Genomic DNA, 21,731 nt, shown 5'->3' on the forward strand with positions numbered 1-21,731 from the left:
GGGCTCCTAACGCGTCTAATCATTGGACCTGTTGGAATATCAGCCCTTACGGCTCCGCGCCGCCAGCGTCCGCAACCTCAGCGCGTTGAGGCGGATAAAACCTTCGGCGTCCTTCTGGTCGTAGGCGCCGCGGTCGTCCTCGAAGGTGACCAGCGCGTCGGAATAGAGCGTCTTGTTCGACTTGCGGCCGGTGACGATGACGTTGCCCTTGTAGAGTTTCAGCCGCACCGTGCCTTCGACATCTTCCTGGCTCTTATCGATCATCGCCTGCAGCATCAGGCGTTCGGGCGCGAACCAGAAGCCGTTGTAGATCAGCTCGGCGTAGCGCGGCATGAACTCGTCCTTGAGGTGGGCGGCGCCACGGTCGAGCGTGATCGATTCGATCGCCCGGTGGGCTGATATCAGGATGGTGCCGCCGGGGGTCTCGTAGACGCCGCGCGATTTCATGCCAACGAAACGGTTCTCGACAAGATCGAGCCGGCCGATGCCGTTGTCGCGGCCGAGATCGTTGAGCGCCGCCAGCATCGTCGCCGGCGACAGTTTTTTGCCGTCGAGCGCGATCGGATCGCCCTTCAGGAATTCGATTTCGATCTCGGTGACCTTGTCCGGCGCGTCCATCGGCGAGATGGTGCGCTGGTGGACGAATTCCGGCGGCTCGCTCCACGGGTCTTCCAGCACTTTGCCTTCGGAGGACGAATGCAGAAGATTGGCGTCGACCGAAAAAGGCGCGTCGCCCTTCTTGTCCTTCGGCACCGGGATCTGGTGCTGCTCGGCGAAGTTGATCAGGTCGGTGCGCGACTTGAACGACCAGTCGCGCCATGGCGCGATGACCTTGATGTCGGGATTGAGCGCATAGGCCGAAAGCTCGAAACGGACCTGATCGTTTCCCTTGCCGGTGGCGCCATGCGCAATCGCATCGGCGCCGGTTTCTTTTGCGATCTCGACCAGGTGCTTGGAGATCAGCGGGCGGGCGATCGAGGTGCCGAGCAAATAGGTGCCTTCATAGACGGCGTTGGCGCGGAACATCGGGAAGACAAAGTCGGAGACGAACTCCTCGCGCACGTCGACGATGCGGATATCCTTGATGCCCATCATCTCGGCCTTGCGCCGCGCCGGCTCCAGCTCGCCGCCCTGGCCGAGATCGGCGGTGAAGGTGACCACCTCGGCGCCAAGCTCGGTCTGCAGCCATTTCAGGATGATGGAGGTGTCGAGGCCGCCGGAATAGGCGAGCACGACCTTCTTGACGGCTTTTGCTTTCGACATTTGGCTGTTCCGCGACAGGGTTCTTTTCGGGCGAGGTATCACGGCGTTTCCGCCTTGCGCAAGGGACGAACAGTGTTCCGGAGGGCAATCGTTCCTTCCGGGCGTTTGCACCGCCCCTCACCTGCCTGCCGGCGTCCTCTCCCCGTATAGTGACGGGGAGAGGCGGCGGCTTCATCGGTTTCGCCAAACTCTAACGCTGCAAGAATGGCACTGAGGCTGCGGCCAGCCCCTTTCTCCCCGTCACTATACGGGGAGAAATGCCCGGCAGGGCAATGAGGGGCGGCGCCGACATTTGACGATTGGCTTCCCGAGTTGGGCGCGATTGTTTGTCGGAGTCTCGCTATACCAGACGCCGTGCTTGCGAGAAGCTGGCGCGGGCTTGGCACCTGCGCTATAGGCTGCGTTTTCTTTATCCAGGGGCCCGCAGATGTCCTTCATTCCCGACACCACCACGCTGATCCAATTCGCCATCGCCACCGTGATCCTGGCGATCACGCCGGGCCCCGACATGACGCTGTTCGTGTCGCGCACGCTGAGCCATGGCCGCGCCACCGGCTTTGCCTCGATGGCCGGCGCGCTGTTCGGCACGCTGATCCACACCACGCTTGTGGTGGTCGGCATCTCCGCGTTGATCGTCGCTTCGCCAGCGGCCTTTTTTGTCCTGAAGATTCTCGGCGCCGCCTATCTCGTCTTCCTGGCGTGGCAGGCGATCACCAAGGGTTCGGCGTTTTCGCCCGAGAAGAAGAGCGGGCCGGAGATTTCGCTGTTTCGCGCCTGGGCGGCAGGGCTCGGCGTCAATCTGCTCAACCCGAAGATCATCCTGTTCTTCATGACCTTCCTGCCGCAGTTCGTCTCGGCCCATGATCCGAACGCGCCCGGAAAACTGTTCTTCCTCGGCGCGATGTTCGTCGTTTTGTCGATCCCGGTAACAGCGCCGATGGTCTTTGCGGCAGAAAAATTCTCGGCCGCGATGAAAGCAAGCCCGCGGGTAACGCGCGTCGTCGACTATCTGTTCGCCGGGGTGTTTTCGGCCTTCGCGCTCAAGATCCTGACCGCCCAGGCGAAGTAGACCTATTCTTGCTTGACCATGATCGTTTCCGAAAACCGGCCTCCACTTTTCGGGATCATGGTCCGATCTGCCGCCAGCTTCCGGCCGAACGCCCGGCGCTCAGCCAGTAGAAAATGCCGCCGATCATGCCGCTGCCGATCACGGCAGCGACGACGTGCGGGTCGGTGATCTCGAAATTGGCGTCGGCGTTCTGGTGAGCGAAGCCGAGGAAGACCGCCGCGACCACTGCGCCCGCCAGCGCATAAAACAGCCAGTCGCGCCGTCCCAGGATTTCCGAGACGAGAATCGCCACCGCTGCCGGCATAAAGGCGAAATAGGCGACGAACAGCGCAACGAACGGAACGGAAAACCACAGCGAGGCCTGCGCTGCCGGCTGCGTCTCGTCCGTCATCAGCCCAAGAGAGGCCAGGAACGTGATGTTGAGGAAGGCACTGGCCGCCAGTGCGGCGACGGCATAGCCAATCAGGATGACGGCGAAGCGAATGAGGTAGAGGACAAGGCGGTTCATGACCAAAAGAACTCTTCATTGCTGGGAAGAGACCGTCTGACCACCGCCCAATAGGCGATGCCGCCAACGAACCCGCCCGGCAGGCAGGGCAGCAATATCATAAGAGGCGTTCCCAACTGTGGCATATGCAGCGGAACCCTGAAGATCGCCAATGCAAGAACGGCATTAAGCGTGCCAGCGCAAGCGAATGGCAACCATCCGACCCAGCGTCCCAGACGCGCAACAAACAGCGTCATCAGAAAACCGGGCAACGCTGTCGGAAAAGTGACGTAAAGGCCCAAGATGTAGAGAACTTCAATATTGCTTTTGTTAGCGTAGAAGGACCCCCAGGCGCCGTTATCCGGCAGGGCAGTCGGGGCCAGAATTGCAAAGACGGCAACGGTGACTGCGATCAGAACGGCGGCAAGATAGCCAAAAAATGCAAAAGCGATGCGGCCCCAAGGCAGATCGCGATTCACGCCTCGCCGTGCCCCGCGATCATCATTGCTTCCAGCGCGAGCCGATCGACCTTGCGCATGCGCTCGGATTCCGACTTGAGTTGGCCGCAGGCGGCGAGGATATCGCGGCCGCGCGGCGTGCGGATCGGCGAGGCATAGCCGGCATTGTTGATGTAGTCGGCGAATTTCTCGATCGTCTCCCAGTCCGAGCACTGGTAGTTGGTGCCCGGCCAAGGATTGAACGGGATCAGATTGATCTTGGCTGGAATGCCCTTGAGCAGCTTGATCAGTCCCTTGGCGTCCTCGATCGAATCGTTGACGTCCTTCAGCATCACATATTCGAAGGTGATGCGGCGGGCGTTCGACAGGCCGGGATAGGCGCGGCAGGCGGCGATCAGCTCTTTCAAGGGATATTTTTTGTTGATCGGCACCAAAAGGTCGCGCAGATCGTCATTGGTGGCGTGCAGCGAGATCGCCAGCATGACACCGATCTCCTCGCCGGTGCGGAAGATCTCCGGCACGACGCCGGAAGTGGACAGCGTGATGCGTCTCTTCGACAGGGAAAGCCCGTCGCCGTCGGACGCGATCAGCAGCGCCTTCTTCACCGCCTCGAAATTGTAGAGCGGCTCGCCCATGCCCATCATGACGATGTTGGACACTTTCCGGCCCTCGGCCGGAACGACGGCGCCATCAGGCGTGTCGCGGTCGGGGAAATCGCCGAGCCGGTCGCGGGCGGTCAGAAGCTGGGCGAGGATTTCCTCCGCGGTCAGGTTGCGCACCAGCTTCTGCGTGCCGGTGTGGCAAAAGGAGCAGGTCAGCGTGCAACCGACCTGTGAGGAGATGCAGAGCGTGCCGCGGCCTTCTTCGGGAATGTAGACGGTCTCGATCTCGACCGGCCGGCCGGCGCCGCGCGGCGGAAAGCGAAACAGCCATTTGCGCGTGCCGTCGGAGGAAATCTGCTCCTCGACGATCTCGGGCCTGGCGACGGTAAAATGCTTGTCGAGCTCGGCGCGCAGATCCTTGGAGATGTTGAACATACCGGCAAAGTCGGAGACGCCGCGCACATACATCCAGTGCCAGAGCTGCTGGGCGCGCATCCTGGCCTGGCGCTCCGGCACGATGCCTGATGCAACGAGCGCAGCGCCAAGCTCGGCGCGGGTCAGGCCGATCAGCGACGGTTTTTCCGCCGGCGCGGCGCGGGCGCGCAACGCGTCACGGGCGCCTTCAGTGGTAAGGTCGAATGAGAGGGTCATTGTTGCGCCAATATAAGCGATTTACGGCCGATTACAGCATCGTGCCCGAAATGAAGCGCGGCGCATAGCACAGCTTGACGGCGGAGTCATGCAGGCGGCGGTTTCCTTCTCCCCTTGTGGGAGAAGGTGGATCGGCGCGTAGCGCCGAGCCGGATGAGGGGTGCTGGACGGAATGAGACGTTGGTGTTCCCCTGGAACACCCCTCATCCGACCGAGCTTCGCTCGGCCACCTTCTCCCACAAGGGGAGAAGGAAAGACCGCACCTATTTGCACCTGGCGATGGACGACAGCGCCGCCGAAATGCCTTTCAGCGAAAAGACATAGGTGGTGGTGTTGCCGCGGCCGGACTTCGCCTGCACCTTCATGTCGCTGCCGGTTTTCATCGCGGCGATCAGCACCGGCTCCTCGGCGGCGTTTTCGACCCAGGCCGACTTGCCGCGGGTGAACATCGAAAAGCTCTTGCCGTCGATGGTGACGGTGGCCTTGGAGTTTTCCTGGAAATTGTAGCCGGCGATGAATTGCGGCTCGTAAGACACTTGCTGTCCCGGCCGCTGGCTGACGAAGAAGAACATGTCGCCATGGTCAAGCGTCGGCGGCTGCTTGTCGGTCGGCACGGTCAACACATAGCAAACCTTGCCGCCCGACGCCTGGTAGCTGTAGGTGCCCCAGGCATTGTGCTGGCCGATCTTGGTTGCCGACTGCGCCAGAGCCGGCGCTGTCATGGCCACCAGTGCCAGGCTCGAAATTGTAGCAATCAATCCGCGCATCGCTTTTCCCATATATGGTGCGGAGGCAGGCCGGCTCGGCGTCCTGCCCGTCGCTTCATTTTGATTTAATCTGGGTTACCAAACGGTGAAGTTCCCTCAGGAAAAGGACATCCACCCCAGGAAACCGCCGCCATCCTTGCGCCCGTCGCTCGAAAGCGGCAGTTGCAACGTCCCTTTCGCGACTTGGATGCCACGAAAGCGGCAAGAGTTTGACTTTTCTGCCTTATCGCCGGCTCAGCCGTTGTCGGCAATCGCCTGTCTGGCGGCGAGCCGATGCGCTGATGTGATGTGGGCTTTGACGGTGGTGATCGCGGCGGTCAGCACGGCGATGTCGTCGGTAAAGCCCAGTCCGAGGACGAAGTCGGGGATGACGTCAGCCGGCAGCACGAAATAGCCGAGCGCCGCCACCAGGATGCCCTTGGCGCGCAGCGGCGTGTTCTTGTCCATCGCGCAGTAATAGGCGGCGACCAGTTCCTCCATGAACGGGATCTGCCGGGCAGCCCGCTTGGCCGTGCGCCAGAATTTCTCGCGCACTTCGCTCTCGTCGCCCGGCTTGCCGCCAAAGCCGAAGAAATCAAAACCTGATTTTTGCGCCATCAGTCTCTCCTAACGAGGCTGCGCATGGCGTTCCACGCGCGCCTGACAGCGGAAAATGTGGTGAAAGCTCCAGCCCACTACAAGAGCTCGGCCGCTCCGCGGCCTGAAAATCGGGGCTACGGCGTCGACAGATCTCCAACGACCTGACCGAAATAGCGGTCCATCGTCCTGGCCAGTTCGAAGTCGAGCGCGGTCAGGCCGCCGGCATCATGGGTGTTCAGCGTCACGTTCACCGTGTTGTAGACGTTCGACCAGTCGGGGTGATGGTCGATCGTCTCCGCCGCCAAGGCGACGCGGGTCATGAAGGCGAAGGCTTCGGAAAAATCGCTGAAGGTGAAGCTGCGCGCGATCGAGCCGCCATCCTCGGCCAGCGACCAGCCGTCGAGCCCGGCCAGCGCCTCGGCGACCGCCTCACTGCTCAGTTTCTCTCTCGCCATGGTCGTTTCCCGTGCTATCTGGATTTGCAGTCTTCAGCACAATGCCGGATCGATGAGCGCCAAGCCGATAAAATCCATTCTCTTCGTCTGTCTCGGCAATATCTGCCGCTCGCCACTGGCGGAAGGCGTGTTGCGCGCCGTCCTGGCAGAGCGCGGCCTCGATCGGGATATCCTGCTCGATTCGGCCGGGACCAGCGACTGGGAAGCCGGTTCGGCACCCGACCCGCGCTCGATCTCGATCGCCAAGCGGCACGGCGTCGATATTTCTGGACAGACGGCGCGCAAGCTGGCGCCGGACGATTTTTCGCGTTTCGACCTCATTCTCGCCATGGACCGATCGAATCTCCGGGATCTTAAAGCGCTGGTGCCTGCCGCCATGCACGACCGTGTCCATCTGTTCCTCGAGTTCGCCGAGGGAAAGGTGGGCGACGTGCCGGACCCCTATCATCAGGGGCCGGAGGCGTTTGCCTCGGTCTACCGCATGATCCGCGAAGCGTCGGAGGCGCTGGCGACGCGGCTCGAGGCACGGCTGTCGGCGCCCGACAGCGGCCAGGCCTCCTCGACGATGTAGGGTCCGCCGCCGACCGAATCGCGCGACGACATCAGGACGAAGCGGCCGACACGGAAGGGCAGCGTCGAAAAATTGCCGCGCGCCGAGAGATACTGGGCGACGTCGAGCGGGCTCGAATTGCGCAACCTGGCCAGCGTCACATGCGGCATGAATTTGCGCGGGTCGGCGGGGATGCCGAGGCGCTGGCAGATGCGCTCGATCTCGGCTTGCAGCGCTGCAAGATCGGGCGAGAAGGAGACGCCGGCCCACACCGCGTGCGGTTTTTTCTGGCCGAAGGCGCCGACGCCGGACAGTGTCAGCGCGAAGGATGGGCGGTGGACGCGGTCGAGCGCGTTGGCGATCTCGTCGGCGACATGGCCCTCGACATCGCCAATGAAGCGCAGCGTCATATGGTAGTTCTCGACGTCGATCCAACGGGCTCCGGGCAGGCCGCCCCGGAGCAGGGACAGCGAAAGGGCGGCATCACGCGGTATTTCGAGGGCGGTGAAAAGACGCGGCATGGCAAGCCTCCTGTCCTCGAATCGAACTCTGCCCCTAGCGAATCATCGAAAATCGAGCGGGGCAAGCGGTTTGTTGGTTGCACCTGGCCTAAAATCAAATCGTGCGGGGAATGCGTAGCATCATCGAAATCCGGTCCCTTCAAGAGTTGCCCTTAACCACGGCAATGGCTTTCTCGACATCCGGCAGTATGCGCTCGACCATGCGGTCGATGCCGTTGGCATTCGGGTGCAGGCCGTCCTCAAGTTGCATAGCTGGTTCGCCGGCGACGCCGTCGAGAAAGAATGGATAGAGCGGGACGCCGTGTTTTTCCGCCAGTTTCGGGAAGATCGCGTCAAAGCCGTTCTGGTAGTCGGCGCCGAGATTGGGGGCGGCGCGCATGCCGGCCAGCAGCACGGCGATGTTGCGCTGCTTCAGCTTCGCCAGCATGGCGTCGAGATTTTTTTGGGTGATATCGGGAGAAACGCCGCGCAGCATGTCGTTGGCACCGAGTTCAAGAATGACAAGCTGCGTGCCGTCCGGCACCGACCAGTCGAGCCGCGACAGGCCGCCACTCGACGTATCGCCGGATACGCCGGCATTGGCGACGGTCACATCGTGGCCCTTGGCGCGGAGTGCTGCCTCAAGTTTCCGGGTGAAGCCTTCGTCCGGTCCGAGGCCAAAGCCTGCCATCAGGCTGTCGCCGAAGCCGACGATCTTGAACGGCTCGGCGCGCGCCGAAGAAATGGCGCCGCAAATTCCGAGGAAAAGGACGAAGGCTGCGGCAAGTCGGTGTTTGAAAGCCATGCGGCAGGGCCCCATATGACCGAGAACATTATACTGGCGGTAGGCGGAATTCTGCCCTCCCTTTCCCATATAGGACGATTTTGTTTTGACAGAAGCCGTCATCGCGCTGAAAAACGTATCGCTGACGCTCGGCGAAGGAGCGTCTTCCGTCCATGTCCTGAAAGGCGTCAGCCTCGACGTGGCAAGTGGCGAGGCGACCGGTATTGTCGGGCCGTCGGGCTCGGGAAAGTCGACGCTGCTGATGGTCTTGGCCGGTTTGGAAAGTGTCGATTCGGGTACGGTACGAATCGCCGGCGAACTGCTGAACGGCAAGAGCGAAGACCAGATCGCATCGTTTCGCGGGCGAAACATCGGCATCGTTTTCCAGTCCTTCCACCTCATTCCCAATATGACAGCGCTCGAAAATGTCGCAGTGCCGCTGGAACTAGCCGGCCATGCCGATCCGTTCGGGGTGGCGGCGCGGGAGCTTGAGGCGGTGGGCTTGAGCGACCGCGTCACTCACTATCCCGGCGAATTGTCCGGGGGCGAACAGCAGCGTGTGGCGATCGCCCGGGCACTGGCGCCTTCGCCGCGCATCCTGATCGCCGACGAGCCGACCGGCAACCTGGACCAGGCGACGGGACGGCAGGTCGCCGATCTTTTGTTCGCCAAAGCGGCCGAGCGCGGCATGACGCTGGTGCTGGTCACCCACGATCCGGCGCTCGCCGCACGCTGCTCCCGGCAGGTGTCGATGCGGTCGGGCCGGATCGAGGATGCGCCATTGCTTAAAGTGACGGCGTAGCGCAATGGCTGATAAGACCCCCTCATCCGGCCCTTCGGGCCACCTTCTCCCCGGCGGGGAGAAGAGGCCGGCGCCGGCGTTGGCGACCTCTTCTCCCCTCGGGGAGAAGGTGGCCGCGAAGCGGCCGGATGAGGGGGTCCCTTGGGCGCGCACCTTTTCACTCGCCTTCCGCTTCTCGCTGCGCGAGATGCGCGGCGGGCTGTCTGGCTTCCTGATCTTCCTTGCCTGCATTGCGCTTGGCGTCGCGGCGATCGGCGGTGTCAATTCGGTGGCCCGGGCGATTACCGCCGGTGTCGCCAACGAAGGCCAGTCGCTGCTCGGCGGCGATCTTCGTTTTCAGCTCAATCAGCGCGCCGCGACGCAAGCCGAGCAGGTCTTCCTTGACGGGCTGGGCACGGTCTCGCACAGCGCCAACATGCGCTCGATGGCGCGGCTCGAGGACGGCTCCGACCAGGCGCTGGTCGAAGCCAAGGCGGTCGACGGCGCCTATCCGCTCTATGGTGCGCTGCAGATCGAGCCGGTGCTGTCGAAGCAGGAATTATTCGGCGAACAGTCCGGTGTTTTCGGCGCCGCCGCACCCGACCTTTTGTTCGAGCGGCTGAACCTTCGGATCGGCGACCGGCTGAAGCTGGGCAGCGCCACCTTCGAACTGCGCGCCCGGCTCGTCAACGAGCCGGACGCGGTATCCGACGGCTTCGGCTTTGCGCCGCGGCTGATGATCTCGACCGACGGGCTTGCCGCTTCCGGTTTGATCCAGCCCGGCAGCCTGGTCGAGAACGCCTACAAGGTCCGCCTGCCCGGCGGCACCGGCGAGGCTCGCATAAAAGCCATTCAGGATCAGGCGGGGGCGGAGTTTCCCGAGTCCGGCTGGTCGATCCGAACGCGCAGCAATGCAGCACCGGCATTGTCCGCCAATATCGAACGGTTTTCGCAGTTCCTGACGCTGGTCGGGCTGACGGCGCTGGTGGTCGGCGGCGTCGGCGTGGCCAATGCGGTGCGCGCCTATCTCGACGGCAAGCGCGGCGTCATCGCCACCTTCAAGAGCCTGGGAGCTTCGGGCGGTTTCGTCTTTGCCGTCTACCTGGTGCAGATCCTGATGATCGCCGTGCTTGGCATCACGCTCGGCGTCGTGCTTGGCGCGCTGATGCCGTTCGCGGCGAGCGCGGCGCTGCAGTCGATAATTCCGGTGCCGGCGGAAGGCGGGTTCTATCCCGGCGCGCTCGGCATGGCGGCGCTGTTCGGGCTGCTGGTGACGCTGGCTTTCGCCTTGCTGCCGCTCGGCCGGGCGCGCGACGTGCCGGCGACAGCGCTGTTTCGTGAAATGGGTTTTGAGGGCCGCGGTTTTCCGCGCCCGCTCTACACGGCGGCGGCGCTCGGCATCGCGCTGCTGCTGGCGGCGCTGGCCATTCTGTTTTCCGGCGACCGTTACATCGCCTCGATCTTTGTCGGCGCCACCATTTTTGCTTTTTTGGTGCTGCGCCTTGTCGGCGCGCTGGTGCAGTGGGCCGCCAAAAGGAGCCCGCGCGTTGGCTCGACGGTGCTCAGGCTCGCCATCGGCAACATCCATCGGCCGGGCGCCTTGACGCCGTCGGTGGTGCTGTCGCTGGGACTGGGGCTGACGCTTCTGGTGACGCTGGCGCTGATCGACGGCAATCTCAGGCGGCAGATTTCCGGCAGCCTGCCGGAGCGGGCGCCGAACTTCTTCTTCGTCGATATCCAGAGCAGCGATGTCGATGCGTTCTCGGCGCTGGTCGGCAGGGAGGCGCCGCAAGGCACGCTGGTCAAGGTGCCGATGCTGCGCGGCCGGGTGATGGCGCTGAATGGCGTCGACGTCGACAAGGTCAACGTCCCGGCGGAAGGGGCCTGGGTGCTGCGCGGCGATCGCGGGCTGACCTACGAGGCCAGAATTCCTGCGAATGCGACGCTGACCGAAGGCACATGGTGGCCGGACAATTATCCCGGCGAGCCGCTGGTGTCGTTCTCGGCCGAAGAAGGCAAAGAGATCGGACTGAAACTCGGCGATACCGTCACCGTCAACGTGCTCGGCCGCAACGTGACGGCGAAGATCGCCAATTTCCGCCAGGTCGAATGGGAGACGATGGGCATCAATTTCGTCATGGTGTTCTCGCCCAGCACATTTGCCGGCGCGCCGCACAGCTGGCTGGCGACGCTGACCGAAAAGGGCGCGTCGCCGGCCGACGATGCCCGTCTTCTCAACGCCGTCACCCGTGCCTTTCCCGCGGTGACGACAGTCAGGGTCAAGGACGCGCTCGACATCGTCAACCGGCTGGTGGCGCAACTCGGCACCGCGATCAGGGCCGCGGCCGGCGTGGCGCTGATCGCCTCGGTGCTGGTGCTGGCCGGCGCGTTGGCGGCCGGCAACCGCGCCCGCATCCACGATGCGGTGGTGCTGAAGACGCTGGGCGCCACCAGGAAGACGCTGATCGCGGCCTTTTCGCTGGAATACATGCTGATCGGCCTCGCCACGGCGATCTTCGCGCTGGCGGCAGGCGGCATTGCGGCGTGGTTCGTTGTCGCGCGCGTCATGACGCTGCCGTCGCATTTCATGCCCGATGTGGCGGTGGCCACAATAGTCTTTGCCTTGCTGGTCACGGTCGGCATCGGCCTCGCCGGCACCTGGCGGGTGCTGGGCCACAAGGCGGCGCCTGTGCTGCGCAATCTCTGATCTGCAAGGGTCGGCAAGCTCAACGCGACCGGGATTTGGTTAAATCTTGTTAATGTTGGGCTTCGGACGGCCGATAAATGCGGATTTTTGCTACTTCACGAAGCATTACGCCCGGTTACGGTCTTGTTCTTGACGCCAATAACCATCATATTTCGCCGCAGGCATGCTGGAGCCCCGCCAGCGGCGCCTCGGTCCAAATCGACCGGACACCGGACGGGGCAGAAGCAATATGAGGATTTCCATGGCTGAACCCGTTCGCAATTATCAGACGCGTGCCGTGCCCGGCGTCGGCGTCGATGCTGCTATCGACCAGGGCCTGCGCGCTTATATGATCAAGGTCTACAATCTGATGGGGCTTGGCCTCCTCATCACCGGCCTCGCCGCGGTCGGAACGATCATGCTGGCCACCACCACCGATCCGGCTTCGGCGGTCGCTACGCTGCCGAACGGCGATATGCTGACATCCTTCGGCTACGCGATCTTCGGCTCGCCGCTGAAATGGCTGGTGATCTTTGCCCCCCTGGCAGCGGTGCTGTTCCTGTCGTTTCGCGTCCAGTCGATGAGCGTTTCGGCCGCGCAGACGACGTTCTGGGTCTATGCCGGCCTCGTCGGCCTGTCACTGTCGTCGATCTTCCTGGTCTACACCACCGCCAGCATCTCGCAGACCTTCTTCGCCACCGCCGCCGCCTTTGGCGGACTGTCGCTCTACGGCTACACGACCAAGCGCGATCTTTCCGCGCTCGGTTCGTTCCTGATCATGGGCCTGGTCGGTCTGATCATCGCAAGTGTGATCAACATCTTCCTGCAGTCGTCGGCGCTTTCCTTCGCCGTTTCGGCGATCGGCGTGCTGATCTTCGCAGGGCTGACCGCCTACGACACGCAGAACATCAAGGAGATGTATTTCGAGGGCGACGAGACTGATGTCGCCGGCCGCAAGGCGATCATGGGCGCTCTGAGGCTCTATCTCGACTTCATCAACCTGTTCATGTTCCTGCTGCAGTTCATGGGCGATCGCCGCTAACAACGGCCCCTTGAGTCTGTGGACCAGCGAATTTGGAAAGGGCGGCCCAACGGCCGCCCTTTCCTTCTGTGCCGGCCTTTGCTGTTATAGAAGGCAGATGAACGGCTTGCATAAATTATGAGCAGCATCACGATACGCGGCGCGACAGCGGCCGATCTCGACCGGATCACCGCCATCTATGCCGATGCGGTGATCCACGGCACGGCGAGCTACGAACTGGAGCCGCCTGATCGTGCCGAGATGGGCGAGCGCTTCGATAGTTTGATAGCGGTCGGCTTTCCCTATCTGGTGGCGGAAAAAGCCGGCATCGTGCTCGGTTATGCCTATGCCGGGCCCTTCCGGGCGCGGCCTGCGTACCGGTTCATCGTCGAAGATTCTGTCTATGTCGCGCCCGAGGCCAAGGGCCATGGCATCGGGCTGAAGCTGACGCAAGGGCTGATCGCGGCGGCCGAGGCGGCGGGCTTCCGCCAGATCATCGCGGTGATCGGCGACGGTCGTCCGGACAGTGCCTCGGTCCGGCTGCATGAAAGGCTCGGCTTTCGCCATTCGGGCCGTCTGGAAGCCTCCGGCTACAAGCACGGACGCTGGCTCGACACGGTGTTCATGCAACTGCCGATCAATGGCGGGTCTCAGGTTCCGCCCGATCCCAACTCACTGCCGGAACGGAGATTCCGGAAGCACAACAAGTAGTTAGGCCTCGACAAGTTTCAGCGTGCGGTCGAACACGCCAAGCACGCGGCCAAGTTCCTGGCCGCGCTTGAGGATGCGGCCGCCGGCGGCGATGACGGCGAAAGCCCCTTGCCGGCGCGCCAGCTTCGGATCCTTGACGATCTGGAACAGCGGCACCTCGCTGGTGCGACGGAAGACGGAAAAGACGGCGCGGTCGGCAAGATGGTCGATGGCGTAGTCGCGCCATTCATTGGCGGCGACCATGCGCCCGTAAAGCCTCAGGATCTGGTCCAATTCACGGCGGTCGAACCGCACCGGCTGGTCGAGGCGTTCACGTCTTGCCTCATGCAGCGGGATCAGTATTGCGGATGCGTCCCCATCCTCCGTCCCACTGCCGTGATCAGTCATGCCTCGATCCCTTCGAATGAATCTTACATTAATCAAAGTTGGCGCTTTCGCCATGGAATTGCAAGCCCGGCTGGGGAAAGGCTGGCGGCGCAACGTTTCCGCGGTGTCCAGTCACGTTTATAAAAACGCCCGTTGAAATTGGTGATGCTTTGCCACAATCCTGCCTTCTTTTAACCGCGCTAAAGCCCCAATCTCCGACGAATTTACGGGTGTTGCCTGAGACGGTTCGGTCCGGCACTGGCTCGTAAACCCCAAGCCCCCCGCCCACGGGTCTGCGTCGGATCGAACCAACCTCGGTTTCTCTCTTGGAGAAATCGAGCGCGACGATCCCAAAACCTAAATGACCGGCGTCAGAAGCAAGCTGACGTCGGTTTTTTATTTTATTGGCCGAGTGAATGCGCGGCCATCCCTTCTCCCCTTGTGGGAGAAGGTGTCGCCGAAGGCGACGGGTGAGGGGTGTTGCAGCTTGGCAATTTGCTTGAAATCGCCGCTGCCTCATTCCTTCGACGCTGCGCGCCGATCCTCCACCCGGGGCGAGTCGTGGGCCTCGCCCGCCCTTCGGGCCCCACAAGGGGAGAAGGAGAGGGCGTTCAGGGCTTGTGGATCAAGGCGGCGCCCAGGATGGGACCCGGCATGCCGTCCTTGCCCACCGATTGCAGCAGCACGGCGCAGCCGCCTTTCTTGGTAATCACGCTCATCGGCAGTTCGTAGCGCTGCGCCTTGCCGTGCCACATGCCGGCGGTCTGGATGCCGGAGACGGCGTTCCAATAGGTCATGCTGCGGCCGGTGTTCTCGCCCTTGCCGATCTTGATCGTCTGCGGCGGGTCGAAATAGACGATGACGACATGGGCATCGCTGGGGCCGCTCCCGGCATCGCCGGCGTCGATGATGACGCGGTCGCTGGTCCGGCTGACGTCGATGGGGACCTGCATGCCTTCGCCGGACGTTTCCATGCGGGCGAGCGCGCCGTCGACTTCCTCGCGGCGGGCGCCGTTGACATGGCTGCGGCCATTGATGACGGCCTGCGGCGTATAGACCGAGCGGCTGCCGAAGGCACGCATATACTCATACTGCCGCTCGGTGTTCTCCTTGCGGCTCAGCGTGTCCTTCCAACCGAGATAATCCCAGTAGTCGACGTGATAGGCGAGCGCGACGATGTTCTCCTTGGCGGCAAGCTCGGCGAAAAACGCATCGGCCGGCAGGCAGGAGCTGCAGCCCTGGCTGGTGAAGAGCTCGACCACGCCCAAGGGCTGGCCGACCAGGGATTTATCTGTCTGGGAGCGGTCGGCCTCGCCGGCAAGCGCATTGGCGGCAAGTCCAGCTCCGGCAAGCACCGAGAGGGCCAGCGCAAACGCCGCAAGCCGCAATGGTCTTCGAGGTGTCATGGCCGTTTCGACTCCCGCCGGTGATGGCCGGCTTTGTTCTGGTTGGCGAAATATGTGGCAGAAGCGGCAGTCAACGGGAAGTCACGTTGCGGTGAAACTTTTACCACTGCAGCCAACTGCAAGGGCGCTCCAGGACGGGCTACACTTCAGGGATACCGATTCGGGCGACAATCAGCATGTGGCAAACTCTCCTGACGCCGGTCGACCTGTACTGCGAGCGGGTCGGGCCACAGTTCTGGGCCGAGCCGGTCAACGCACTGACCAATCTGGCTTTTCTTGTCGCCGGGCTGTGGGGTGTCCGGGAGGTGCGCCGGCGTGGCACAGGCATCTTCGCCGAAATGCTGGCCTGGTGGGTGGTGGCGATCGGCATCGGCTCGGCGCTGTTCCACACCTTTGCCAACCATGCCACGGTCTGGGCCGACGTGCTGCCGATCGCCGGGTTCACGCTGGCCTACACGCTGTTCAACCTGCGCCGTTTCCTCGGCATGAAATGGGGCAAGGCGATCGCCATCTTCCTTGCCTTCTATGCCGTCACCGGGTTGTTGACCTGGGCCGTGCCGGACTGGCTGCGCCAGGCATCGAACGGCACGACCGGCTACCTGCCGCCCTTCCTGGCGCTCGCCTTCTTCGGCGCCTGGGTGGCGGCGAGCGGCAACCGCGCCGGCTGGTACAATCTGGCGGGCTCGGCGATCTTCGTCGTGTCGGTCATCTTCAGGACGATCGATCCGCTGGTCTGCGGCAGCTTCCCGCTCGGCACGCATTTCCTGTGGCACATCCTCAACGGGCTGATGCTCGGCGTGCTGCTGGCGGCGGCGGCGAGGTTTGGGAAGGTAGGGCAGTAGGGCAGTAGGGCAGTAGGGCAGTAGGGCAGTAGGGCAGTAGGGCAGTAGGGCAGTAGGGCAGTAGGTATTGTCTTCCCTACTCCCCTACTCCCCTATTCCCTTCAAATTATGCTGCCAGATCGCGCAGCACATATTGCAGGATGCCGCCGTTCTTGAAGTAGTCGAGCTCGTCCAGCGTATCGATGCGGCAGATGATCGGAATGTTCTTCACCGTGCCGTCGCCATAAGTGATCTTCGCGATCATCTTCTGACGCGGCTTGATGGCGCTCAGTCCGTCGATTTCGACCAGTTCGTCGCCCTTGAGGTTGAGCGAGGCCCATGAGGTGCCCTCCTCGAAGACGAAGGGGATGACCCCCATGCCGACCAGGTTCGAGCGGTGGATGCGCTCGAAGGACTGAGCGATGACGGCGCGAACGCCCAACAGGTTGGTGCCCTTGGCCGCCCAGTCGCGCGACGAGCCGTTGCCGTATTCGACACCGGCGAAGATGACCAGCGGCACGCCTTCCTTCTTGTACTCCATGGCGGCGTCGTAGATCGATTTCTCTTCCTTCGACGGATAGTGGATCGTGTAGCCGCCCTCGCGGCCGTTCTCACCCAGCATGTGGTTGCGGATGCGGATATTGGCGAAGGTGCCGCGCATCATCACCTCGTGATTGCCGCGCCGTGTGCCGTACTGGTTGAAGTCGGCAACGCCGACGCCATGATCGGTAAGATACTTGCCGGCCGGCGAGGCCGCCTTGATCGAGCCGGCCGGAGAGATGTGGTCGGTCGTGATCTTGTCGCCGAACAGCCCGAGCACGCGGGCGCCCTTGATGTCGCCGATCGTGCCGAAGCCCGATGTCATGCCAGCGAAGTAGGGCGGGTTCTGCACATAGGTCGAATTGTTGTCCCAGGAATAGGTCTGGCCTTCCGGCGCCTTGACGTTCTGCCAGTATTCGTCGCCCTTGAAGACGTCGGCATATTTGCGGGCGAATAGTTCGCGCGTCACGTTCTTCTCGATGAACTCCTGGATCTCGACCGAACTCGGCCAGATGTCCCTGAGGTAGACCGGGTTGCCGTCGCGGTCCTCGCCGAGCGGTTCGGTGGTCAGGTCCTTTGTCACGGTCCCGGCCAGTGCGTGGGCGACGACCAGCGGCGGCGAAGCGAGGTAGTTCGCCTGCACGTCGGGCGAGACGCGGCCTTCGAAATTGCGGTTGCCGGAAAGCACCGCGGCAGCAATCAAGCCCTTGTCGTTGATGGTTCTGGAGATCGGCGCCGGCAACGGGCCCGAATTGCCGATGCAGGTGGTGCAGCCGAAGCCGACCAGATTGAAACCGATCTGGTCCAGTTCCTTCTGCAGGCCGGATTTCTCCAGATATTCGGCGACGACCTGGCTGCCCGGCGCCAGCGATGTCTTGACCCACGGCTTCTGCTTGAGCCCGAGCCGGTTGGCGTTGCGTGCCAGCAACCCGGCGCCGATCAGCACGCTCGGGTTCGACGTGTTGGTGCAGGAGGTGATGGCGGCAATGACGACGTCGCCATGGCCAAGGTCGTAGTCGGTGCCCTCGACGGCATAGCGCTTGTCGATTTCGACCGCCTTCTTGTATTCGGTTTCCATCGCCTTGACAAAGCCGGCCGGAATGCCTTCAAGCGCGACCCGGCCCTCTGGACGCTTGGGGCCGGCCATCGACGGCACGACACTGCCGAGATCGAGCTCGAGCAGGTCGGTGAAGACCGGATCGGCCGACCCGGTATCGCGCCACATGCCTTGCGCCTTGGCGTATGCCTCGACCAGCGCGATGCGGTTTTCCTCGCGGCCGGACATGGTGAGGTAGCGGATGGTTTCGCCATCGACCGGAAAGAAGCCGCAGGTCGCGCCATATTCGGGCGCCATGTTGCCGATGGTGGCGCGGTCGGCCAGCGTCATGTTGGACAGACCCGGACCGAAGAACTCGACGAACTTGCCGACGACGCCCTTCTTGCGCAGCATCTGGGTGACGGTGAGCACGAGATCGGTGGCGGTGACGCCTTCCCTGAGTCTGCCGGTGAGCCGGAAGCCGATGACTTCAGGCAACAGCATGGAGACGGGCTGGCCAAGCATCGCGGCCTCGGCCTCGATGCCGCCGACGCCCCAGCCGAGCACGCCAAGGCCGTTGATCATGGTGGTGTGCGAATCGGTGCCGACGCAGGTGTCGGGATAGGCGGTGGTTTCGCCGCCTTCAGTGTTGGTCCACACGACCTGGCCGAGATATTCGAGATTGACCTGGTGGCAGATGCCGGTGCCGGGCGGCACGACGCGGAAGTTGCGGAAGGCCTGCTGGCCCCATTTCAGGAATTTGTAGCGTTCCTCGTTGCGCTCGTATTCAAGCTCGACATTTCTGGCGAAAGCCAGCGGCGTGCCGAACTCATCGACGATGACCGAGTGGTCGATGACCAGGTCGACCGGCACCAGCGGATTGATCTTTTGCGGGTCGCCGCCGAGCGAGGCCATGGCATCCCGCATGGCGGCCAGGTCGACCACGGCCGGAACGCCGGTGAAATCCTGCATCAGCACGCGGGCCGGGCGATAGGCGATCTCGACCCCGGCGGCGCCCCTGTCGGTCAGCCAGCCGGCGACCGCCTGGATGCTCTCCTTGGTGACGGAACGGCCGTCCTCGTTGCGCAGCAGGTTCTCCAGCAGCACCTTCATCGAATAGGGCAACTGGGCGATGCCGGTGAGGCCGTTCTTCTCGGCCTCGACGAGGTCGTAATAAACATAGTCGGAGCCGCCCGCGGTCAGCGTGCGGCGGCAATTGAAACTATCCAGGGATTTTGACACGTGCGATCCGTCCTTGTCTGTTCAGCCTGAAAGGGAACGGACGCCGATGGCATGCAATCACGCGCAAAGGTGCGGGTACGGCCATTTCCGCTGTCCGTTCCCAGCCAACCCGAGCCGTTCAAGGCGGCGCGTGCGCTGGTTCGGCGCTAATTCGCTTCCCGTGCCGACCGCTGGCACGGATGCCCCGCATATAGAGAATTTCCTGGAATAGTTCTAGACAGTCGAACGGCTATTTTGTGCGATGCGGCAGCTGCCGTGGCGCGATGTTTTCGGGACGGGCATGGAATGCGGCTGATCGCCGAAAATCTGGGCGGCGAACGCGGCGGCGAGGCGGTTTTTTCCGGCATCAACTTTGCCCTTGGCAAAGGCCAGGCGCTGATCGTCACCGGGCCGAACGGCGCGGGGAAATCGACGCTGCTCAGGATAGTTGCCGGGCTGCTGCCGGTGGCGACAGGCCGTTTGCTTGTCGAAGGTGGCGGTGAGGATTTTCCGTCGGTCGCCTCGGCCTGCCACTATCTCGGCCACCAGAATGCGATGAAGACGGCGCTGAGCGTGGCGGAAAATCTGCGCTTCTGGCGCGATTTTTCGGGCGCGGATTTTTTGAGCGCCGAAGAGGCGCTGGCAATGGTCGGGCTTGACGGTATCGGCCATCTGCCGTTCGGCTATCTCTCCACCGGGCAACGCCGCCGCGCGGCGATCGCAAAACTGCTGGTCAGCCGGCGGCCGCTGTGGCTGCTCGACGAGCCGACGGCCGGGCTGGACAAGGCTTCGGAAGAGCGATTCGGCGGGCTGATGCGGGAGCATCTGGACGAGGGCGGAATCATTATTGCGGCGACGCATCTGCCACTGGGGTTGGAGGGGGCACAGGAATTGAGGATGGGGGAGGCCGATTGATGTCGGTGCTCCACGGCGCCCCCCTCTGTCCTGCCGGACATCTCCCCCACTTGGGGGGAGATTGGCAACTCGAGCGCTCCGCTCGTCCTTGCAACGTTGGCAATTGGCGAAAGCCGGAGCGACATGCAATCTCCCCCCGTGTGGGGGAGATGTCCGGCAGGACAGAGGGGGGCGCGAAGGAACTCCACATTTCGCCTTGCCACCAACAAAGGGCCGCATCGTAATGTGGTCCCTCTTCCTGCGCGACATTCGCCTGAGTATCCGGGCCGGCGGCGGGGCGCTGACCGGCGTGATCTTCTTTCTCGCGGTGATCGCCACGATCCCCTTCGGCGTTGGTCCAGACCTCAATCTGCTTGCCCGCATCGGCCCGGCGATCCTGTGGATCGGCGCCTTGCTGGCTTGCCTGCTCGGTCTCGACCGATTGTTCCAGGCCGACCGGGAAGACGGCTCGCTCGATCTGCTGGTGCTCGGCGACGACCGGCAGATGCTGGCGCTGACGGTGCTGACGAAATGCCTGGCGCATTGGGCAGGAAGCGTGCTGCCGCTGGTCATCGCCGCACCCTTGCTCGGCCTGTTCATGAATATGGAGCCGATCGGCATCGGCGCCACGGCGCTGACCCTTCTGGTCGGCACGCCGGCGATCACCTTCATCGGCGCGGCCGGTGCGGCGGTAGCGGTAGCACTGCCGCGCGGCGGGCTGCTGATCTCGGTGCTGGTGCTGCCGCTGACCATCCCGGTGCTGATCTTCGGCGTCTCGGCAAGCTATGGCGCGGTGGCGAACCCTGATCCGTTTCTGCAGCCTTTCCTCATTCTTGCCGCGCTGACCTTGTTTCTTGCCGTGCTGGGGCCGGTTGCGGCAGCGTTGGCGCTGCGTCATGGAACTGACTGATGTGGCCGGCCATCGTTGGTGATTACAGGGCGTCAAAGGCTGCGGCGCTGCTGTCGATTGCGAAGCCGATGGCGCAGGGTTAAGGGAAGGCATGTTGGAACGAAGCGAAATGGTCCGGCTGAAAGGTTTTGCACCGGAGGAGCGACCCCTATGAGCGCGCATGCGCTCTATGTGACCGCTGCCTATGCCATTGCGGCCGTGGTGCTGGCCGGGCTGATCGGCTGGATCCTGCTCGACCAGCGTGCACGCAGACGAGACCTCGCCGAACTGGAAGCGTCCGGCGTGCGGCGGCGCTCCGACAAGGCGGGGAAATCATGAGCATGGAGACGGAAACGCCGGCGCGCTCACGCCGCCTGATCGTGCTGTTGCCGCTGCTGATTTTCCTCGGGCTGGCGGGGCTGTTCCTGACGCAGCTGCTGTCCGGCCGCGACACGTCGGAAGTGCCATCGGCGCTGATCGGCCTGCCGGCGCCGCAGACCAATCTGCCGGCGCTGGAGGGCATGAATTTGCCGGGGCTCGATTCCAGGCAGTTCGCCGGCAAGGTTACGCTCGTCAACGTCTTCGCGTCGTGGTGCGGGCCGTGCCGCGACGAACATCCGCTGCTGCTGGCGCTGTCGCAGGACAAGCGCTTCGTCATCGCCGCCCTCAACTACAAGGACCAGCCGGAAAACGCCCGCCGGTTCCTCGGCGATCTCGGCAACCCGTTCCAGGCGATCGGCGTCGACACGGCAGGGCGCGCGGCGATCGACTGGGGGGTCTACGGCGTGCCGGAAACCTTCGTCGTCGGCAAGGACGGCAAGATCGCCTACAAGCACGTCGGCCCGCTGACGCCGGGCTCAGCACAAGCGCTGCTGCTGCCGGAGATCGAGAAGGCGCTGGCAGCACCCGGCTGATGGCCCCGCCGTTTCGTCATCCTTGGGTCTTCACTCCGCTTTGCGTCGTTACGCCCAAGGATTACGAACGTGATAGGTCGACCGAAGATTCAGCCGTAGACCTGCTTGTGGACCTGGTAGAGCATTTCGCTGCGGTCGGCGCGCATGTCGGCCAGATCGCGGCTGGAAAACGAGTCGATTTCGGCGATGAGGCGGTTGTATTGCCGGCGCTTGGCGATGCTGGTGCGAGCGCGGCTCATGAGGCTGTCGAGAATCATAGCGAGGTTCCTTCTGTGCCGCA

General features: G+C 63.2%; 24 protein-coding genes. 11 read left to right on the forward strand and 13 right to left on the reverse strand.

The annotated features are described in order from the left end of the window. Positions 1-39: 39 nt before the first annotated feature. On the reverse strand, positions 40-1,263 hold the full coding sequence (locus AC0L17_RS25085) for an argininosuccinate synthase (protein ID WP_473517782.1): 1,224 nt from the start codon (positions 1,261-1,263) through the stop codon (positions 40-42). 427 nt (positions 1,264-1,690) lie between these two features. Here AC0L17_RS25085 and AC0L17_RS25090 point away from each other — a divergent pair, with 427 nt between their 5' ends. Continuing rightward, entirely contained in the window at positions 1,691-2,332 is a 642-nt protein-coding gene (locus AC0L17_RS25090) for a LysE family translocator (RefSeq protein WP_473517783.1), read from the forward strand. A 55-nt stretch (positions 2,333-2,387) separates the two neighbouring features. Here the strand turns inward: AC0L17_RS25090 and AC0L17_RS25095 are convergent, their stop codons facing one another. The 6 genes from AC0L17_RS25095 to AC0L17_RS25120 all read right to left on the reverse strand — a co-directional run bounded on the left by AC0L17_RS25095 (position 2,388) and on the right by AC0L17_RS25120 (position 6,331). Continuing rightward, complete coding sequence (locus AC0L17_RS25095; RefSeq protein ID WP_473517784.1) at positions 2,388-2,840, reverse strand: hypothetical protein; 453 nt, start codon at positions 2,838-2,840, stop codon at positions 2,388-2,390. Beyond that, positions 2,837-3,298 (reverse strand): hypothetical protein, encoded by a 462-nt coding sequence (locus tag AC0L17_RS25100; RefSeq protein ID WP_473517785.1) that lies wholly within the window; start codon positions 3,296-3,298, stop codon positions 2,837-2,839. Before AC0L17_RS25100 ends, AC0L17_RS25095 begins: the two co-directional genes overlap by 4 nt. Continuing rightward, a complete protein-coding gene (gene rlmN, locus AC0L17_RS25105; protein WP_287203471.1) occupies positions 3,295-4,530 on the reverse strand; it encodes a dual-specificity RNA methyltransferase RlmN in 1,236 nt (411 codons plus the stop codon). The genes AC0L17_RS25100 and rlmN overlap by 4 nt, the downstream gene beginning before the upstream one ends. Positions 4,531-4,793: 263 nt before the next feature. Next, positions 4,794-5,297 carry an invasion associated locus B family protein gene (locus AC0L17_RS25110; protein ID WP_091592451.1) on the reverse strand — a complete coding sequence of 168 codons (504 nt, stop codon included), beginning with the start codon at positions 5,295-5,297 and terminating at the stop codon, positions 4,794-4,796. Positions 5,298-5,531: 234 nt separating this feature from the next. Next, entirely contained in the window at positions 5,532-5,894 is a 363-nt protein-coding gene (locus tag AC0L17_RS25115) for a YkvA family protein (RefSeq protein WP_473517786.1), read from the reverse strand. Positions 5,895-6,010: 116 nt separating this feature from the next. Further along, positions 6,011-6,331: a 4a-hydroxytetrahydrobiopterin dehydratase gene (locus AC0L17_RS25120; RefSeq protein WP_473517787.1), complete on the reverse strand. Its 321-nt coding sequence runs from the start codon at positions 6,329-6,331 to the stop codon at positions 6,011-6,013. A gap of 52 nt (positions 6,332-6,383) precedes the next feature. Here AC0L17_RS25120 and AC0L17_RS25125 point away from each other — a divergent pair, with 52 nt between their 5' ends. Continuing rightward, positions 6,384-6,902: a low molecular weight protein-tyrosine-phosphatase gene (locus AC0L17_RS25125; protein ID WP_473517788.1), complete on the forward strand. Its 519-nt coding sequence runs from the start codon at positions 6,384-6,386 to the stop codon at positions 6,900-6,902. On the opposite strand, the gene thpR is transcribed toward AC0L17_RS25125, so the two are convergent. Both thpR and AC0L17_RS25135 read right to left on the reverse strand, forming a co-directional pair. Next, positions 6,806-7,402, reverse strand: coding sequence for an RNA 2',3'-cyclic phosphodiesterase (gene thpR / locus AC0L17_RS25130; RefSeq protein ID WP_027153691.1), 597 nt, complete (start codon positions 7,400-7,402; stop codon positions 6,806-6,808). The two genes, AC0L17_RS25125 and thpR, sit on opposite strands and share 97 nt — an antisense overlap. A 139-nt stretch (positions 7,403-7,541) precedes the next feature. Then, on the reverse strand, positions 7,542-8,186 hold the full coding sequence (locus AC0L17_RS25135) for an arylesterase (RefSeq protein WP_473517789.1): 645 nt from the start codon (positions 8,184-8,186) through the stop codon (positions 7,542-7,544). Between the two features lie 85 nt (positions 8,187-8,271). Here AC0L17_RS25135 and AC0L17_RS25140 point away from each other — a divergent pair, with 85 nt between their 5' ends. The 4 genes from AC0L17_RS25140 (at position 8,272) to AC0L17_RS25155 (ending at position 13,364) form a co-directional block, all read left to right on the forward strand. Further along, on the forward strand, positions 8,272-8,967 hold the full coding sequence (locus tag AC0L17_RS25140; RefSeq protein ID WP_473517790.1) for an ABC transporter ATP-binding protein: 696 nt from the start codon (positions 8,272-8,274) through the stop codon (positions 8,965-8,967). Positions 8,968-9,154: 187 nt separating this feature from the next. Further along, positions 9,155-11,653, forward strand: coding sequence for an ABC transporter permease (locus AC0L17_RS25145; protein WP_473517820.1), 2,499 nt, complete (start codon positions 9,155-9,157; stop codon positions 11,651-11,653). 241 nt (positions 11,654-11,894) lie between these two features. After that, positions 11,895-12,674, forward strand: a complete 780-nt coding sequence (locus AC0L17_RS25150) for a Bax inhibitor-1/YccA family protein (RefSeq protein ID WP_091592171.1) — start codon at positions 11,895-11,897, stop codon at positions 12,672-12,674. Between the two features lie 117 nt (positions 12,675-12,791). Next, the gene (locus AC0L17_RS25155) at positions 12,792-13,364 is read left to right on the forward strand and encodes a GNAT family N-acetyltransferase (protein ID WP_473517791.1); all 573 of its coding nucleotides are present in this window, start codon (positions 12,792-12,794) and stop codon (positions 13,362-13,364) included. Here the strand turns inward: AC0L17_RS25155 and AC0L17_RS25160 are convergent, their stop codons facing one another. Beyond that, positions 13,365-13,751, reverse strand: a complete 387-nt coding sequence (locus tag AC0L17_RS25160; RefSeq protein ID WP_023803338.1) for a DUF2794 domain-containing protein — start codon at positions 13,749-13,751, stop codon at positions 13,365-13,367. It lies immediately after the preceding gene. A gap of 590 nt (positions 13,752-14,341) precedes the next feature. Continuing rightward, positions 14,342-15,136, reverse strand: a complete 795-nt coding sequence (locus AC0L17_RS25165) for a DUF1223 domain-containing protein (protein ID WP_473513202.1) — start codon at positions 15,134-15,136, stop codon at positions 14,342-14,344. A 176-nt stretch (positions 15,137-15,312) separates the two neighbouring features. On the opposite strand from AC0L17_RS25165, the gene AC0L17_RS25170 reads away from it, so the two are divergent. Next, positions 15,313-15,978, forward strand: a complete 666-nt coding sequence (locus AC0L17_RS25170; RefSeq protein ID WP_473517792.1) for a ceramidase domain-containing protein — start codon at positions 15,313-15,315, stop codon at positions 15,976-15,978. 106 nt (positions 15,979-16,084) lie between these two features. Here the strand turns inward: AC0L17_RS25170 and acnA are convergent, their stop codons facing one another. Then, complete coding sequence (gene acnA, locus AC0L17_RS25175) at positions 16,085-18,775, reverse strand: aconitate hydratase AcnA (protein WP_473517793.1); 2,691 nt, start codon at positions 18,773-18,775, stop codon at positions 16,085-16,087. A gap of 285 nt (positions 18,776-19,060) precedes the next feature. Here acnA and ccmA point away from each other — a divergent pair, with 285 nt between their 5' ends. The 4 genes from ccmA to AC0L17_RS25195 all read left to right on the forward strand — a co-directional run bounded on the left by ccmA (position 19,061) and on the right by AC0L17_RS25195 (position 21,451). Continuing rightward, the gene (ccmA, locus tag AC0L17_RS25180) at positions 19,061-19,669 is read left to right on the forward strand and encodes a heme ABC exporter ATP-binding protein CcmA (protein ID WP_473517794.1); all 609 of its coding nucleotides are present in this window, start codon (positions 19,061-19,063) and stop codon (positions 19,667-19,669) included. A 223-nt stretch (positions 19,670-19,892) separates the two neighbouring features. Continuing rightward, the gene (ccmB, locus tag AC0L17_RS25185) at positions 19,893-20,558 is read left to right on the forward strand and encodes a heme exporter protein CcmB (protein ID WP_077380931.1); all 666 of its coding nucleotides are present in this window, start codon (positions 19,893-19,895) and stop codon (positions 20,556-20,558) included. Positions 20,559-20,708: 150 nt separating this feature from the next. Continuing rightward, positions 20,709-20,876 carry a heme exporter protein CcmD gene (gene ccmD, locus AC0L17_RS25190; protein WP_236384444.1) on the forward strand — a complete coding sequence of 56 codons (168 nt, stop codon included), beginning with the start codon at positions 20,709-20,711 and terminating at the stop codon, positions 20,874-20,876. Further along, entirely contained in the window at positions 20,873-21,451 is a 579-nt protein-coding gene (locus AC0L17_RS25195) for a DsbE family thiol:disulfide interchange protein (RefSeq protein ID WP_023803345.1), read from the forward strand. Before ccmD ends, AC0L17_RS25195 begins: the two co-directional genes overlap by 4 nt. Before the next feature lie 89 nt (positions 21,452-21,540). Here the strand turns inward: AC0L17_RS25195 and AC0L17_RS25200 are convergent, their stop codons facing one another. After that, on the reverse strand, positions 21,541-21,708 hold the full coding sequence (locus AC0L17_RS25200) for a hypothetical protein (protein WP_023803346.1): 168 nt from the start codon (positions 21,706-21,708) through the stop codon (positions 21,541-21,543). Positions 21,709-21,731: the final 23 nt, after the last annotated feature.

The organism is Mesorhizobium sp. WSM4829 (genome assembly GCF_055811475.1).